This is a genomic window from Desulfobulbus sp. (assembly GCF_031547805.1).
Lineage (GTDB): Bacteria > Desulfobacterota > Desulfobulbia > Desulfobulbales > Desulfobulbaceae > Desulfobulbus.
Genome location: NZ_JAVBRQ010000001.1, coordinates 18231 through 33636, shown reverse-complemented (window position 1 = coordinate 33636; position 15406 = coordinate 18231). Strand labels below are relative to the sequence as shown.

Below are 15406 nucleotides of genomic sequence, written 5' to 3'. Positions count from 1 at the left end.
GCAGGCCGGTCATAACTGCGCGAACCGTCCTTCCGCGGTCTGTTCGCTCCATTCCTCGATTTCCCCTTCCATTTCCAGATAGGCGGCCTTCAACTGTTCTTCCATGGCGGTGTCCGCCCGCCACATGCCCCGGGCGATGGCTTCCAGCAATTTGTCGAGAATATTCTGCAGGGCATGGGGATTGACCTCTTTCATCCAGGCCTGCATTTCGGGATCGAGGGCATGGGTTCGGGCGATCCGCTCATACATCCAGTCGTCGATCACCTCGGCGGTGGCGTCCCAGCCCAGGACGATGTCCATGACGTGGGCGATGTCGCCCGCGCCCTTGTAGCCGTGGCGCCGCATGCCGGCGATCCATTTGGGATTGACCAGGCGGGAGCGGAGCACATGCTTGGCCTCTTCCTGGGTAGTGCGGATCTTGACCCGCTTGGGGTCCGAGCTGTCGCCCATGACCGCGAACGGCAAATGGCCGCGCACCGTTTTCACCGCCACGATCATACCGCCGTAATAGTTGTAGTAGTCGGTGCAGGACATCATGTCGTACTCACGGCTGTCCTCGTTCTTGACCGTGACGTCCATCCGTGCCAGTTGGCGGCGGTAGGCGGTGGACTTCTGCTTGCCGTAGCTGTCCTTGCCGTATGCGTGGGAGGAGTAACGGATATAGTTGTTGCCCAAGTCTTCCTGAGTCCGCCAGTTCTTCGATTCGACCAGTTCGCTCACCCCGGCCCCGTAGGTTCCAGGCGGACAGCCGAAGACCCGGAAAGTGGCTTCGCGCCAGGCTTCCTCCTCGTCCATGCCTTCGCGGCGGTATTCTTCCATATCCCGATACACGTTGCGGCGGAGCAAATTGGATTCGGGCGGCTCGTTCAGGGCGGCCACCATGCGCGCCGCCTCGTCGATCAACTCGACCAGGTTGGGGAAGGCATCACGGAAGAAGCCCGAGACCCTGGGCACCACGTCCAGGCGGGGCCGCCCCAGTTCGCTCAAGGGGATGACCTCCAGACCGCAGACATTGCCGCTGCCCGGCTGCCAGACAGGTTTGAGCCCCATCAGGTAGAAGATTTCGGCGAGGTCGTCGCCCCGGGTACGCATGGTCACGGTGCCGTAGACCAGGATACCGATGGCGTCCGGATAGCCGCCGGTTTCCGCGTGGTAGCGCTCGATCAGGGCGTCGCCCAGGCGGACGCCGACCTCCCAAGCCGCCGGGGTGGGGATCTTGTGAGGATCGACCGAGTAGAAATTGCGGCCGGTGGGCAGGATGTCGGCCTGGCCACGGCTGGGAGCGCCCGAAGGGCCGGGCCGCACGAAGCGTCCGGCCAGCCCGGCCAGGGAAGCGTCGAGTTCCTCCTCGCACCGGCGGATATTGGGCACCAGCGTCCGGGCGATATACTCCAGGACCGCGGTGACGCCGGGGCGGACCGCTGCCGGCAGGCCGTGCGTCAAGGACACGACGGCCTCGGGCCGAAAATCCGCCTCGGCCAGACCGGCGACCAGGGCCAGGGCCCGATTGTGGGCCGTCCGCAGAATCTCGCCGCCGGTCAGGTTGCCGAAGCGGGCTTCGCGCTTGCCCCGATGGACGAGGACGTCGTCGTAATCGCAGCCCATGGCCGTCACCAGGGCTTCGCGCAGCGACGATACCTGGCCGTTGGCCAGCCGGGTGAGCTGGACCGCGAATTCGGTGAGCCGCTCTCCCTCGGGTGGCGCGCCCAGGACATGGAGGCCGTCGTTGATCATGGTGTCGGCCAACTCCTCGATATAGGCGTGCAACCGTTCGAGGAAACCGTCGAAATCGGCGGAGGCGGCCTGTTCGTCGATCTCCAGGTCCCGGTCCAGACTGGCGGCCGTCACCGCCTCCCAGATCATCGGTCGCAAGATCTCCACCTTGGCCGGGTCCTCGGTCCGGGCCGCGGCGTAATCGGCGAGCAAGGCCTGCACCCTGGCCAGGTCGTCGTACAGGTCGGCGTTGGTGAAGGCCGGGGTGAGATGATCGACGATGCAGCAATAGGAGCGGCGCTTGGCCTGGGTACCTTCGCCGGGATCCTTGATGATGTAGGGATAGATATTCGGCAGCTCCATGATCGCCAGATCCGGGTAGCAGGAATCCGACAGGCCGAGCGCCTTGCCCGGCAGCCATTCCAGCGAACCGTGCTTACCCACGTGAAGCACGGCGTCGGCCTTGAACACGTCGCGAATCCAGCGATAGTGCGCCAGATAGTGGTGCGGCGGCGAGAGGTGCAGGTCGTGCAGGGCCTTGTCGATCTGCTCCAGATAGCCGCGCGGCGGCTGGATGGTCAGAAAAACGTTGCCGTTGATCAGGCCGGCGAAGTGGAGGGTGTCGTTATGCACGAACAGGTCACCGGGCATCCGTCCCCAGTCGGTGGTCATTTTTTCGCGCACGGTTAGCGGCAGTTCGGCGTGCCAGGGCCGATATTGCCCGGCATCCGCCTTGGCTTCGGCCCGGGCGGCCATCTGGTCCATGGGCAGCCAGCGCCGGTCGCAGGTCATCCTGGTCAGCAGTTCGTGGGCCAGCTCGTCCGTTCCGGCAAAGTCGCGCTCGATTTGGTAGCCTTGTTTCCGCATCTCGGTTAGGAGAGCGGCGACGCTGGCAAAGGAATCGAGCCCGGCGGCACAGCCGATGCGGTCGTTACGCGGTGGATAGTGATGGAAGATGATGGCGATTTTTCGTTCTTTTACCGGAATGCGCCCCAGTCGTCCCCAATTGAGCGCCAGCCGGACCAGTTTTTCGATCCGTTCGGGAATGGGCCGGTACTTGGCGAGCAGTGCTCCGGTGCACGGATCGACGGTGTCCTGTTCGCGGGTGGCCACCGGCACGGCGATCAAAGTACCATCGAACTCCGGTTGGGCCACGGCATAGGAGACATCCATGGTGGGCAGGCCCTGGACGCTTTCCGTCCACTGGGCAAAGGGCGCCGAACAGGTCATGGCCTGGATCACGGGCACGCCCAGATCGGGCAGCAGATCCTTGAATTCCGGCGCCACCAGGGTCATGGAAAACATCAACGGGTTGATCAGCACGTCGATGCGCGGCTTGCCGTTGTCCATGAAATAGTGGTCGATCACGCCGTCGGCGGCCCGATTACCGCGCTCCGCGTCCCGGTAGCGCAGGTGGAAGACCGGGATGACATGGGCACCGGCAGCCTCGATCGTGCGGATGAGGGCATCGATAAAGGCGAGATTGTTGTTGACCCAGTAGGTCTGATAAAACCATAAACCGACAGTGATGCCGGCCGGATCGACTTTGCGGGCCAGGTAGTCGTTCAGCTCCGGCACGCCGTCGAAATCGGGATGATAGATGCCGTCGTCGGGCAAGGGTTCGGGTGGCTGGCAGGGAAGATCGGTGCCGTGGCGCCAATTGTGGATGAACACCATCAGGCGATGAAAATTGTGGGCCCCGCCGAACTGGAGGTATCGCTTGACCGTATCCCAATGGATGTCGCCGAAGGCGGTGGACGACTCCCTGGCCGCCTCGATGGAATCCTCGTCACCGCTGGAGGGTTGGATGTGGATCAGGGGGCTCGGGCCGGCTGTCTTTTCCGCCAGGGCCGCCTTGAGCAGGTCAAAGGCCGGAAAGGAGGCCCGGCCGCCGTGCAGCGAGACGATCAGGATATCGGCGGCGAGTGCTTCGCGGACAAAGGCCTCCTGTTGTTTGCGGTCGAAAAGCTGGGTTTGGGTGCGGGCCCGCACCGCGATCTCGCCGCCATGTTCGCGGTAGAGGCGCACGCCCTCTGACAACGAGGCAATCTCGGCGGCGGTGGCCGAATAATAGCAGAGGCTTAAGGAATGCATTGAACCTCCTCGCCATGAACCGGTAGGGGGCGGTGGAATTGAAAAGTCTCCAAGGCTTCGATCAGATGGCCGGCATCGGTGAACAGCACGGGTGTATCTCCTTTGTTGACTCGCAACCCCGGAGGCAGGCCGTCGCGCAAGCTGAGCATGGTGGCGCCGCGCTCAAGGGCGGCTTGCATCAGGGCCAGGTTGGCCTCGTTGACCGGCCCCACTGGAAAACCGCAGTCGACGACCAGATCGCAGGCGGCCAACAGCGTCTTCGCTCGGTCAACGGCCGCGTTGTCGATCGGTTCCATGGGACCTACCGCAACGCACTCGGCTCCGAGCGAGCGGGCCACAAAGCAGTCGAGGTCGTTTTCATGGACCACGCCGGTGGCGATGGTGAATCCTTTCTTGGTCAGCATACGGTAAATCAGCGCGCCGCTGCCCATGCCGCCGACCACGAAGGCCCGGCCACGGTCGCCCGCGCCCCGCAGCTCGATGCCGCCCAGATGGCGGTTGAATTCGGCCTTGTCGAAGTCGTAGAGAGCGGTGACCGCCTGCCGGCTGAGCGCGGTTTCCGGCGTGTCCCACGCCACAATACCGCCGTCGCGGATCAGGGCCACCCGGTCGCTGACCTTGGCGGCGATATCGACATCGTGCAGCGAGGCAATGACCGTGATGCCCTTGTTCCGGCAGAGATCGCGCAGGATGGCCATCACCTCCACCCGGTGCTTGAGGTCGAGGTGGATGGTGGGTTCGTCCAGCAGCAGTACCCGGGGGTCCTGGGCCAGGGCACGGGCCATCAGCACTTTTTGCCGTTCGCCGTCGCTCAGGTCGGCAAAGGGCCGGTTGGCAAGGTCTAGGGCGTGCACCGCGGCCAGCGAGGAAGTGACCGCCACCCGGTCTCTGGTGCCGAGGCGGCCGAGATAGTCGGTGTGGGGATAGCGGCCTAGGGCTACGAATTCGAAAACCGTGAACAACGGCGGCGCGATTTTGTCGGTAAGGACCACGGCCATGATCCGGGCCAGTTCCATGGCCGATAGGGATTCCAGGGACCGGCCCTGCACCCTGACCCCGCCGCCTTGGGGCGGCAGGTGGCGGGACAGGGTGCGGAGCAGGGTGGTCTTGCCGGCGCCGTTGGGACCGAGCAGGCTGATGAACTGGCCGGCATGGCAGGAAAAATTGAGATGGCGCGCAACCGGCCTGTTTTTGTATCCCACGCTCAGGTCGCATGCCTCGATGACCGGTTGGTCGATTGTAGCGCTCATAATTTGACCTTCCGTTGCAGTAGCAGGGCAATGACGATGGGCGCACCGAAAAAGGCGGTGATGGCCGAGAGCGGCAGCTCCACCGGGGCCATCACCGTTCGGGCGATGAGGTCGCAGAGGCTGGCCACCAGCCCGCCCATCAGGCAGGCACCCGGGATGAGGATGCGGTTGTCGGAGGTGCCGAAACTCAGTCGAGCCATGTGCGGCACGGCCATGCCGATGAACGCCACCGGCCCGGCCATGGACGTGACCATCCCGGCCAGGGCGCAGGCACAGAGCAGGATCAGGAGGCGGAAACGACGGATGTCGACCCCCATGGAAGCCGCGTATTCTTCGCCCAGAAGAAAGGCGTTGAGCGGTTTGCTCTGCAGGTACAGGAGGATCAGGATGGCGCCGCCGATGGCGAGAAGCAAGGCGATTTCATCCCATTTGAAGCCCGAGAAGCTGCCCAACTGCCACAGGACGAAGCCCTTGATCCTGTCCTTTTCGGCAAAGGCGGTGAGGATGGCGCTGACCGCGCCGCACAAATAGCCCATCATCAGGCCGACGATCAGCAGGGTCGCGCCGCCCTTGACCCGGTTGGCGATGGCCAGCACGATCAACATCACTCCGTAAGCCCCGGCAAAGGCGGCCAAAGTGGAGAGGAAGGGCGTGAACAGGGTCCATCCCACGGTGATACTGGTGAGCATCACGAAGGAAACCATCAGGGTGGCGCCCGAGGAGATGCCGAGGATATAGGGGCCGACAATGGGGTTTTTGAAGTAGATCTGCAAAAGCAGGCCTGCGGCGGCGAGATAGGCGCCACCGAACATGGCGGCGATGGCCCTGGGAATGCGGATGTTCCAGAGGATGAAGCCGGCGGTCGACGCTTCGGGCGGCTCGGCGAGCGCCTGCCAGATTTCGGCCGGGGTGAAAGGAATCGAACCGACAGCCATGTTGGCCAGCAACATCGCCAGGACCATCAGACCCAGCAGGGAAAAGACCAGCGGCGGCCTGCGCAAAAGCAGGGGCCGGCTATCGGGCAGGCAGAGGTCAGAAGTGGTCATGATCGCTCCTTGGCGGCCGGTTCGGTCTCGGGCAGTTCCACGAAATAGTGCAGTCGATAGCCGGGGTAGGCCTCGGGATGGAGAATGGCGCTGATCTCGGTGAGAATCTCGTCGAGCCGGTCGGCCGACTGGTTGTAGTGGGGCAGGGGTGCATAGACCTTGCCCCGTTTGAGCGGAGCGATGTCCTTGATCAATGGGTTGAGCTTGGCCAGGGCCTCCTTGGAGGTGGCGCCCATTTCCCCGGTGCGGTAGGTGAAAAAAATATCGGCATCCCGGCCGGAATAGAGAAAACGTTCCAAGGTGATCTCGATGCAGGCGGTGCCGAACACGTCCTTGAACTGGTAGTCGCTTTGCGCCAATCCCACCAGTTCACCCACCCAGGCGTTGCCCGGTTCGACCATGACCCGTTTTTCGTAGATGTCGCCCCACATCACCTTGGGCTGGGGGTGCAGCCCGGCGGTACGGGCGCGGATGTCGTCAAGTGCCGCTTCGATCCGGGCGAAATAGGCGGCCGCCTCCCGTTCTTTCAAGAAAAACGGGGCGAGAAACTGGACAAAGCGCATGCGGGTGTTGAGGCACATGGCCGTGGGGGTGGTGGTGACCACGGCGGGAATGTGCAATTCGTCGAGCAGGGGGATAACCGAAGGGTCCCAGGTCAGCACCAGTTCCGGCCTGCTTTGTTTGAGCCGCTCGTAGTCGATGCTGGCGGCATCGCCCAGAAAGACAATCCGTCCGGATTCCATGCCCTGTTTGATCTCCGGGAGGTGCCAACGTTTGGCCGGCGCCGTCACCCCCACCAGAGTTTGTTCGAGCACGCCCAGGGCGCGGAGCACGGCGATGTCGAAATAGCCGTAGGCCGCCACCCGCCGCACCGGCACCCGGATGACCTGGGAGGGCGCGCAGTCCGCCGGGATGGGGGCTTCGCGGGGAATGAGCACCAGAATGCGGCCGGCGCCGTCGCGGACCTCGGTGCGTTCCGGCGAGATCCGGTTGATGGCGAACTCGCCGACCTGGAGAAAGGCCGGGCCGGTTGCGCCATCGACGTCAGCCCGGTCGCTCCGGTCGCAGGCGGCCAGGGGAAGTAGCGCCAGCAGCAGGAACAGGGTGCCCAGCACATGGTGCGGTTTTGATCGATTCATTCCGTGGTTGCCTCCCGATGAGTGATCCATTCATAGATGTAAAGCGCCAGACCCAGGGTGAAGAGGGCGATACCCGCCAGATAGAGCCCTACCCCCGGGTCCTTGCGGACGTACAGATCGACCCGCGTTTTCATTTTCATGCCTCTCAGACTTTTGGGGGCGAAATCCCGCAGATGGAGGCTGTAGCCCTGGAACCGGACCGGCCGGGTGCAGGAAAGGAGCGCCTCTTGCTGGGTGATGCCGTCATCCAGGAGCAGGCGGGCCTGGGCGGCGATCACCTCGTTGCGCCAGAAGGCCAGGCGTTCTCCCCGGTAGTATTCCGGTTCAAAGGCAAGCAGGGTGACCTGACCGCTGGTGCCGGGCAAGGAGAGGGGGACGCCCGGCACCAGGGTGCGGCCGGTCAGGACCTGGGTGCAGAGGTAGCTGGCCAGATATCCCGCCAGGATGACGATCAGGCCGTAGTGCATGATGTGGGGCGCCAGCTTGAGCGCCAGCCGCTTCCTGTGGGCGGCTCCCTTGCCGCCGTCTCCGGCCGCGAGGAGTTGGACGATCCGGTTGGTGGTGCAGACGAAGGTGTTGCCGGCCAGCAGAGCCAGCAGGATCAGGAGGAGAAAGAACCAGCCGGTGGCGGCCAGGTTGTGGCTGCCATAGGTCTGCATCCAGGGAATCAAGCCCATGTCGTTTAGCGGCGTGAACAACGGCGTGCGCCGGTTGAGCGAAAAATAGCCCCACACTAAATCCGCGGTCAGCAGCAGGCAAAGGCCGATGGTCAGGTTGATGCTGCCCAGAAAACGCCAGAAAAGAAGAAGTATGCGGTGCATGGTCAGAACGGGGCACGAAAGGGTCCGAAATCGGGGACACAGGTCAGGGACAACAGAACCAGGCCGCCTAAGGAAGCGTAGAGCACTCTGGATTTGAGCGACCAGAGACGGGTCAGGTGAAGATGGAGCAGGCCGGCATAGAAAAACCAGGCGGCCATGGTCAGGGTCAGGGCCGGATCCTCCCAGACCACCGGCGTGCCCCAGCCCAGGTAGGACCACAGTTCTCCGGCGAACATCGAGAGCGTCCACAGGGCAAAACCCAGGGCCGCCCAGCGCTGGCAGCGGTGCATGGCCGCAACGGCGGCCTGCCTGTTGTCGATGGCGTGCCGGAACAGAGGCAGCGCGGCCAGAGCCCAGGCCGCGCTGACCGCGAAACAGCCCTTGCCGGCCAACCCGAACCAGAGAAAGCCGTGGGCCAGCAGCGTCCTCGATTTGAGAAAGGGCAGATAGAAATCCTTGGGGAAACAGAGTGCCGCGCCGACAAGCAACACGATCTGCGCCAGCAGGATTCGGCGCACCGTGAGAGCCATGTACGTTTCCGCCTTGCCGGCGGCGAATGGCACCAGCAGGCCCAGGCAGAAAGGAAGGGCGACCGCGCCCAGATGCATGGGCAGCATGGGCCAGGCTTGATGGTAGCGCCAGGCCACCACCGCCAGGTTGACCGCCAGGCCCGAGGCTAGGAACATCCCGGCCCACGGTCCGCGTCCGCGTCTGTCCGGCGCCAAGGCGGTCAGCAATGCCAGGCCGTAGAGCGCTCCGGCCAGCAGGAACAAGGAGTGAGTGGTGATCGCCATGGCGCTCATCCCTCCAGTTTGAAGGTAATGGTTTGTTCGACCAGGGCCTTGACCGCCATGCCCTTGACCGTGCCCGGCCTGAACCGCCAGGAGTTGACGCAACGCAGCACGCTTTGCTCGAAAATTCCTTCGGGTTCGGCCGCCAGCACCGAGACCTGTCCCACTTGGCCTTGCTCGTCGACAATGAACCTGATTTTGATCCACCCCTGGATATTCCGTCGTTTGGCCGCGGGCGGATAGGCCGGGGGCGATTTTGCCAGCACGGCCAGCGGGCCGTCGAGTTGGCCGGTGGTATATACGCCCCTGCCGCTTCCGTCGTTGTGCGGCTGGCCCGCTCCCGCACCATGGGCCGAGGCCGCCGGCGCCGCCTGTTCGGGTGGGGCCTGGGCGCTGTCCTGGGCTGTCGATGCGGACTGGCCGGCCGCAACCGGGATTGAATTTTCCTGCAATGGCGCGTTATTCGCCATCGGAGGCGGAACTTTCTTTTTCACCGTCGGCAATGTTTTCTTGACCGTCGGCCGGGGCTCCACTTTTTTCTCGACCGGGGCGATCCGTTGCTGCACGGGCGGGGCCGGGGAGCCGTCGGCTGGAGTGTCCGACGGCAGAATGGAAAAATCGAGCCCTATCGGCGGTTGGACCGGCATGGCTTGCCTGCCCAGGCCCAAGGCGGCCAAAAAGCACAATGCGTGCACCAGCAAGGAGAAAGAAGCGGCCTTGGCTTGCGGCTTCATGGCTGCGGCTGCTGTTCGGTTTGCAGGCTCAAAGTGGTGAAGCCGAGCCGCTTGATGGCCTCGTACACGTCGACGAACAGTTGCAGGCTGATATCCTTGTCCGCCCGGACGATGAGCGGGGTGGCGCGATCCGCCTCCGTCAGCGCCGTTTCCAGTTCGGCCAGCGGCGTTTCGACGGAATCCACCCAAACGCGCCCCTCCTTGTTGACCACGATGGTGCGCGGATGCAATGCCGCCGTTTCCTCGTTGGCCGCGGCTTTGGGCAGATCCACCTTGATGCCGCCGGTGGCGATGAAGGTCGAGGTGGTCAGGACGATGGTCAGCAGGACCAGCATCACATCCACCAGCGGGATGACGTTTAAGTAATCAAACTCTTTCTCATCCATGGCGGATGTCCCATTGGATGAGCAGCACCTTGCAGCGACGCAGCAAGAGGTTGTAGAAGGTCACCGCCGGAATGGCCACCAACAGGCCCAGGGCGGTGGCCTTGAGAGCGAGCGCCAGGCCGGTCATGATCTTGGTGGTGTCGAAGCCGGCCGCGCCGATATCGTAGAAGGTGAGCATGATGCCGAGCACCGTGCCGAGCAGCCCGATATAGGGGGCATTGGCGCCGATGGTGGCGATGAGGTGGAGCTTGCGGGTCAGGTGCAGTTCCAGTTCCCTGCGGTCGGCAAAGGTCTCGATCCGGGTGGCCCGGTAGACCAGCCATCGTTCAGCGGCCAGGGCCACGGCGATCAAACTCATCACGAGCAGCAGGCCGAGCACGCCGTAATCGATCAGGGTATGCAGATGTTCCATGGAATCATCCTTGCGGCTGCGCGGCAAAATGGGACGGGAATGCGGTTTGGGATGTTTGGCCGGCCGGGACGTGCGGCGAACGGGCGGCAACGGTTTGTCGGTCGGAATGCGGACAAGCGGCAATAACGGCACGGGACAGCCCGATCGACCGACGGAGCGGTGACGGGTCTGAAACGAGCGGAACACGCCGGCCGTTGCCGGCGGACGGTTTGGCGGGACAGGGAACAAGAGAAAGTGGCATCCTTGGCATGGCTCCTCGCACGGTACAGGGGGGAGTCGACGTCAAAGGATGGCCGGGGCCTGCGGAAAGGGCAAAAAAAATCCCGGATCGAAACATGATCGATCCGGGATAGCCCTATTTATCCGCAGAAATGTTGCAACCGGGTACGATGCCGTCCTCGCAGTCGTCTCCACTATTATCCAGGCAGGTCTTCTGACTCCCGGTTCGTCCTACTTGCCGCGTCTTCCCGACCAAAACGGTCAGTGACATGGTGCAGCGTTCGTCCCCGGTTACAGCGGCGGGCCCGTCCCCGATTCACACGGGGTTCCCGATTAAGTTCTTTCGAACACCTGGATTGACCGTGGATAGAACCTACCTCGGGAGAAATGTCAAGGAAAAAACAGTGCCAGCGATTCGGCCAATTGCTGCCAAACCCATCGGGGATATCTGATGATTGTCGCTCTCATCATGTGGTTTTATGCTTCTTGCTTCAAGGTGTCGGCATGGCCGTGAGGTCGGGCAATGACGGGGGATGCACCGGAGGGGGCAATGGCGGGGCGCCGGCTCTTTCATCAAATGAGCGATTTCCCAGCTGAGATGGGCGGCTTGCGTGCTCGCGGCCGGGGTAAACGGCGCGGCCGGAAAAACGGCGGGGGAACGGCCCGGAAAGAGTGTCGCTGTCGGAGTGTATGTTGATTTTGGACATTCTGCGCCCGGTTTCTCCGGACGTCGAAGGGGAAATCGAGAGAATCGCGGACAGGCGGCAGCCGGCCAGGAAACGGCGGCCGCCTGTCCGGATGCCGCGCGCTAGAATTTCACGCTGATTCCGGCTTCCACATACAAGCCGTCCAGCACGTAATATGCAGTGTTGGCGGGACCATAGGCCCTGGCCAACTCACCGTCGCTGTTGATGGCTCGTTCCACATCTTCATCGAAAATGTTTTTGGCCAGAATCCACACCTTGTACTTGTCCCACGAATAGGAGACCGAGGCGTCGAAGGTGGTCGTGCTCGGGTAGGCCAGGCGGTTGGTGTAATCCAGGTAGTACTTGCTGGAACTGATGGCGTCCAGGCTCGCCTTCCATCCTTCCCGAGGGTAGAAATCCACCCCGATCCGGCTGGTGAATTCGGGGATATTGTTGACCTTGTAGCCGTTGAGGTCCGCATCCACCCTGGTGTTGGTGGGATGCCGGTAAATCCTGGCAGTGCCCGAGGTCCATTCGGCATCGATCCAGGCCCCGGAAATCCGGTACCCCAGCCAGTTCAAGGGACGGCCGTCGAGTTCCAGTTCGACGCCGTAGGTCTCGGCGTCGCCGATGTTTTTCATTCCCATGTAATTGCCGCCCTCGTAGTAGCCGCCGAATTTGTCCTTGGTGTCCATGAAGTAGGTGGTGAGGGCGATGTTGAGCGCGTTGTTCACATGGTGTTTGTAGCCGATCTCGTAGGTCAGCGACTCTTCCGGCTTCAGGTCTTCGGGGCGGTTGTTGGGGCTGCCGTAACTGGCGGCCCAGTAATAATACTGCGGCGTGGGAAACCAGTAATTGCGCGCTACGGAAAAATAGACATTGGCGTCCGGGGTGAAGTGGTACGAAGGCGCCACCTGCCAGCTCCACATGTCTTCCTCGATATCCAGCCGGCTCGGTTCCTTGGTTTGGAAGGTCATGTCGACCCGGTCGAGCCGGCTGCCGATTTTCAGGCCCCATCGTTCGTTCAAGAGCAGGTCGTTGTCCCAGAAGATGCCGCTGGTGGTTTCGGCCAGGTCGACGTCCGCCTTGGCTTTGGCCGTCTTGTTGCTTGCCACGGCCACCAGCGGATCGAAAGGATACGCTTTCCGCTGGGTGAAATCGACGTCCTCCACGCTCACTCCCACGGAAGGCGTGTAGTGCAAGGCGCCGAAATCCATCCGGTAGCCTCCCGAAAGGGTGGCGGTGTACGTATCCTGGATGCGGTCGTCCCGGTCGCCACGGGCCCTTGAAGTGCTGGTGTAGATATCCTGGTTGTCGAAGTAGACCTCGTTGTAATGGGTGTAGGCCAAGGTGCCGTCCACGAACAGTTTCGGACCGTTGTGCGAAAAATCGATGGCATATATGCCGGAATCCTGCTCCTTGGTGTTGTGCCAGACCAGCCTGGGGTCGTTCTCGGCCTTGGGGAAATGAATGTCGCGGCGATAGTTGTCCAATTGCCACTGGTATTTGGCCAGGTCGTAGGCCGTGTCGCTATCCAGGCTCACCCAGTCGCCGCGGATGCCGATCCGGGTTCGATCCGAGAGGTTGTAGCCGAGTTTGAGCAGTCCGGCCGACCGCTCGGATCGCTCTTCCTCGTAGCCGTCGGTCCGGTAGTAGCTGAGGTCGGCAAGATAATCCCACCGGTCGAGCCGGCCATTCACTCCGCCGGAAACATTGGTCGTGTCCCAGGAACCGTAGCTGGAGGAAATATGGCCGTTGACCGGTTTGTCGCCATGATTTTTCTTTGTGATGATGCTGATGACCCCACGGGCGGCCCCCGGTCCGTACGCGATGCCGGCCGAGCGCAGGACCTCGATCCGTTCGATCTGGGAGACGGGGATGACGTCCAGCTCCTCGCGGCGGTAGTTGCCGTAATTCTGGGCGACGCCGTCAATCAGGATAACTGGACCCCCGGCCATGGAACTGCGGGTGCCGCGAATGGACACCGACGAATTGCTGGCAGTGGTGTTGTAGACGCCGGGAATGCGTTCCAGCGCTTCGGTGATGTTTTTCGCCCCCATTTGCTCCAGGTCGGCCGCGGTCACCACCGAAATGCTGGCCGGGGTGTCGATCAATGTGCTTTTGGTGGTGGAGGTCACCACCATTTCCTCGAGCACATGGGTTGCGTCCTGGGGTTGCTCGTCGGCCGCGGCCGGTTGAGGGGCCCAGGAAACCGTCCCGATCATCAATCCCAGAATGAGCGTGTCTGTTGTTTTTCTCCCTGGTGTTGCCTTCATTGTCGCTTCCTCCTTTTGTTTGGCTGATTTTCCGGATCTGACCGATCAAAGGTCGCTTCCGACAGCGAGGGGAAAGCCGGCATGATTGACAGGGACGGCACGGGCGGCAGGCTCGTTGAGCTCGCGGCCGATGCATTCCGCAGAAAAAATACCTGCCCATCCACAACGACGACCGGAAACCGCGGTCAAATCCGGGGTGCACGGACCGCGTCGACGGACGCGGCCCAATCGGCTGCAAGTGACGGATGGGCGAAGAAATCGGCAGGGCAAAAAAAAATCCCGGATCGATTTTCGTCGATCCGGGATAGCCCTATTTATCCACAGAAATGGTGCCGGGTACGCCGCCGTCCACGCAGTCGTCTCCCTATCCATTCAGGCAGGTCTTCTGACTTACGGTTCGTCCTACTTGCCGCGTCTTCCCGACCAAAGGGGTCAGTGACATGGTGCGACGTTCGTCCCCGAATACAGCGGCGGGCCCGTCCCCGATTCGCACGGGGTTCCCGATTAAGTTCTTTCGAACACCTGAATGAGGTGCGATAGACTTTACTGCGATCGGAAAGTCAAGCGAAATGCGTATCCGGCTTCAAATGGCCCGCTTCTATCGGTCAACCGTACGATTGCGGCATTCGACCTTTCCAACCATGGCAAATGGTTTTGAAAAAATAAGTGTTATTTATATTTATTTGGTGTTATTTGGCCGGGTTTGTCCTATCCCTGGGGGCGCCGGATGCAGCGAGATCCCGACAAGGTCTCGCCGGTAATGGCGTATGTTCAGGTGAATAGGTAATGGATCGGCTCGAATGAAAAATAGCCCTGAGCGTTCCGAAGGCTCCGTGCGCGCCAGGATCGAAGGCAGGGCACTACAGGAGGTTGACCAGTGATCATCGTTACCGGCGGGTTGGGGTTTATCGGCAGCAATATCGTGCATGGCTTGAACGCGCGGGGCGTGACCGACATCATTGTGGTCGACGATTTCACCGACGGCACCAAGTTCGTCAATATCGCCGACGCGCAGATCGCCGATTATCTGGACAGGGACCGGTTCCTGGGCCTGGTGCGGAAGAACGAGCGGTTTGCCGGGTCGGTGACGGCCATTGTGCATCAAGGCGCCTGTTCCGCCACCACCGAGTGGGACGGCAAAATGATGATGGAAAATAACTACGATTATTCAAGGGAGTTGCTTCATTATGCCGGCCGTTTCGCCTTTCCCTTCATTTATGCGTCGAGTGCCTCGGTCTACGGCAACGGCACTGTTTTTGGCGAGGAGCCGAGATTTGAGCATCCGCTGAATGTCTACGCCTATTCCAAGACATTGTTCGATCGGTATGTCCGGCGGCACCTCGTTCCGGGATGCAGCCAGATCGTGGGCCTGCGCTATTTCAATGTGTACGGGCCGCGCGAACAGCACAAGGGCGGCATGGCCAGCGTGGCCCTGCATCTGCGCAACCAGCTTGTGGCGGAAGGGATTGTGCGTTTGTTCGTAGGTTCGGACGGTTACGGTCCGGGGGAACAGCGGCGCGATTTCATTTCCGTGGACGATGTGGTCGAGGTCGTGCTCTGGTTTTTGGAGCATCCGGAGGTGTCCGGTATTTTCAATGTCGGTACCGGCAGAAGCCACAGTTTCAACGAGGTCGCCCAAGCGGTGCTGAAGGCGTTTGGGCATGGCGAGGTGCGCTATATCCCGTTTCCCGAACATCTGCGGGGCCGGTATCAAAGCTTCACCGAGGCCGATATTTCCCGTTTGAGGGCCGCCGGATACACTAAGGCGTTCCGTCCGGTCGCCGTCGGGGTGGCCGAATACATGCGTTGGCTGGAGCGAAGCTGATATTTTTGCCGCAG

11 protein-coding genes and 2 riboswitches are annotated in these 15406 nt (G+C 62.0%); of the genes, 1 reads left to right on the top strand and 10 read right to left on the bottom strand.

Translation table 11 applies throughout. The features are described from left to right. Positions 1 to 9 precede the first annotated feature (9 nt). The 10 genes from cobN to RMR13_RS00080 all read right to left on the bottom strand — a co-directional run bounded on the left by cobN (position 10) and on the right by RMR13_RS00080 (position 13567). Positions 10 to 3807, bottom strand: a complete 3798-nt coding sequence (gene cobN, locus RMR13_RS00125; RefSeq protein WP_310598609.1) for a cobaltochelatase subunit CobN — start codon at positions 3805 to 3807, stop codon at positions 10 to 12. Next, a complete protein-coding gene (locus RMR13_RS00120; protein ID WP_310598608.1) occupies positions 3795 to 5057 on the bottom strand; it encodes an ABC transporter ATP-binding protein in 1263 nt (420 codons plus the stop codon). Before RMR13_RS00120 ends, cobN begins: the two co-directional genes overlap by 13 nt. After that, entirely contained in the window at positions 5054 to 6103 is a 1050-nt protein-coding gene (locus tag RMR13_RS00115; RefSeq protein ID WP_310598607.1) for an iron ABC transporter permease, read from the bottom strand. The genes RMR13_RS00120 and RMR13_RS00115 overlap by 4 nt, the downstream gene beginning before the upstream one ends. Beyond that, positions 6100 to 7242, bottom strand: coding sequence for an ABC transporter substrate-binding protein (locus tag RMR13_RS00110; RefSeq protein ID WP_310598606.1), 1143 nt, complete (start codon positions 7240 to 7242; stop codon positions 6100 to 6102). The genes RMR13_RS00115 and RMR13_RS00110 overlap by 4 nt, the downstream gene beginning before the upstream one ends. After that, on the bottom strand, positions 7239 to 8063 hold the full coding sequence (locus tag RMR13_RS00105; protein WP_310598605.1) for a hypothetical protein: 825 nt from the start codon (positions 8061 to 8063) through the stop codon (positions 7239 to 7241). The genes RMR13_RS00110 and RMR13_RS00105 overlap by 4 nt, the downstream gene beginning before the upstream one ends. 2 nt (positions 8064 to 8065) lie before the next feature. Next, positions 8066 to 8857, bottom strand: coding sequence for a cytochrome c biogenesis protein CcsA (gene ccsA, locus RMR13_RS00100; RefSeq protein WP_310598604.1), 792 nt, complete (start codon positions 8855 to 8857; stop codon positions 8066 to 8068). Between the two features lie 5 nt (positions 8858 to 8862). Beyond that, positions 8863 to 9588, bottom strand: coding sequence for a TonB family protein (locus RMR13_RS00095; RefSeq protein WP_310598603.1), 726 nt, complete (start codon positions 9586 to 9588; stop codon positions 8863 to 8865). Further along, positions 9585 to 9974, bottom strand: a complete 390-nt coding sequence (locus tag RMR13_RS00090) for a biopolymer transporter ExbD (RefSeq protein WP_310598602.1) — start codon at positions 9972 to 9974, stop codon at positions 9585 to 9587. The genes RMR13_RS00095 and RMR13_RS00090 overlap by 4 nt, the downstream gene beginning before the upstream one ends. Next, on the bottom strand, positions 9967 to 10386 hold the full coding sequence (gene exbB, locus RMR13_RS00085; protein ID WP_310598601.1) for a TonB-system energizer ExbB: 420 nt from the start codon (positions 10384 to 10386) through the stop codon (positions 9967 to 9969). Before exbB ends, RMR13_RS00090 begins: the two co-directional genes overlap by 8 nt. A gap of 405 nt (positions 10387 to 10791) precedes the next feature. Next, positions 10792 to 10975: riboswitch (cobalamin riboswitch) on the bottom strand. Positions 10976 to 11413: 438 nt separating this feature from the next. Then, positions 11414 to 13567, bottom strand: a complete 2154-nt coding sequence (locus RMR13_RS00080) for a TonB-dependent receptor (protein ID WP_310598600.1) — start codon at positions 13565 to 13567, stop codon at positions 11414 to 11416. A gap of 357 nt (positions 13568 to 13924) precedes the next feature. Continuing rightward, positions 13925 to 14108: riboswitch (cobalamin riboswitch) on the bottom strand. Positions 14109 to 14444: 336 nt separating this feature from the next. On the opposite strand from RMR13_RS00080, the gene rfaD reads away from it, so the two are divergent. Next, positions 14445 to 15392, top strand: coding sequence for an ADP-glyceromanno-heptose 6-epimerase (rfaD, locus tag RMR13_RS00075; protein ID WP_310598599.1), 948 nt, complete (start codon positions 14445 to 14447; stop codon positions 15390 to 15392). Positions 15393 to 15406 lie beyond the last annotated feature (14 nt).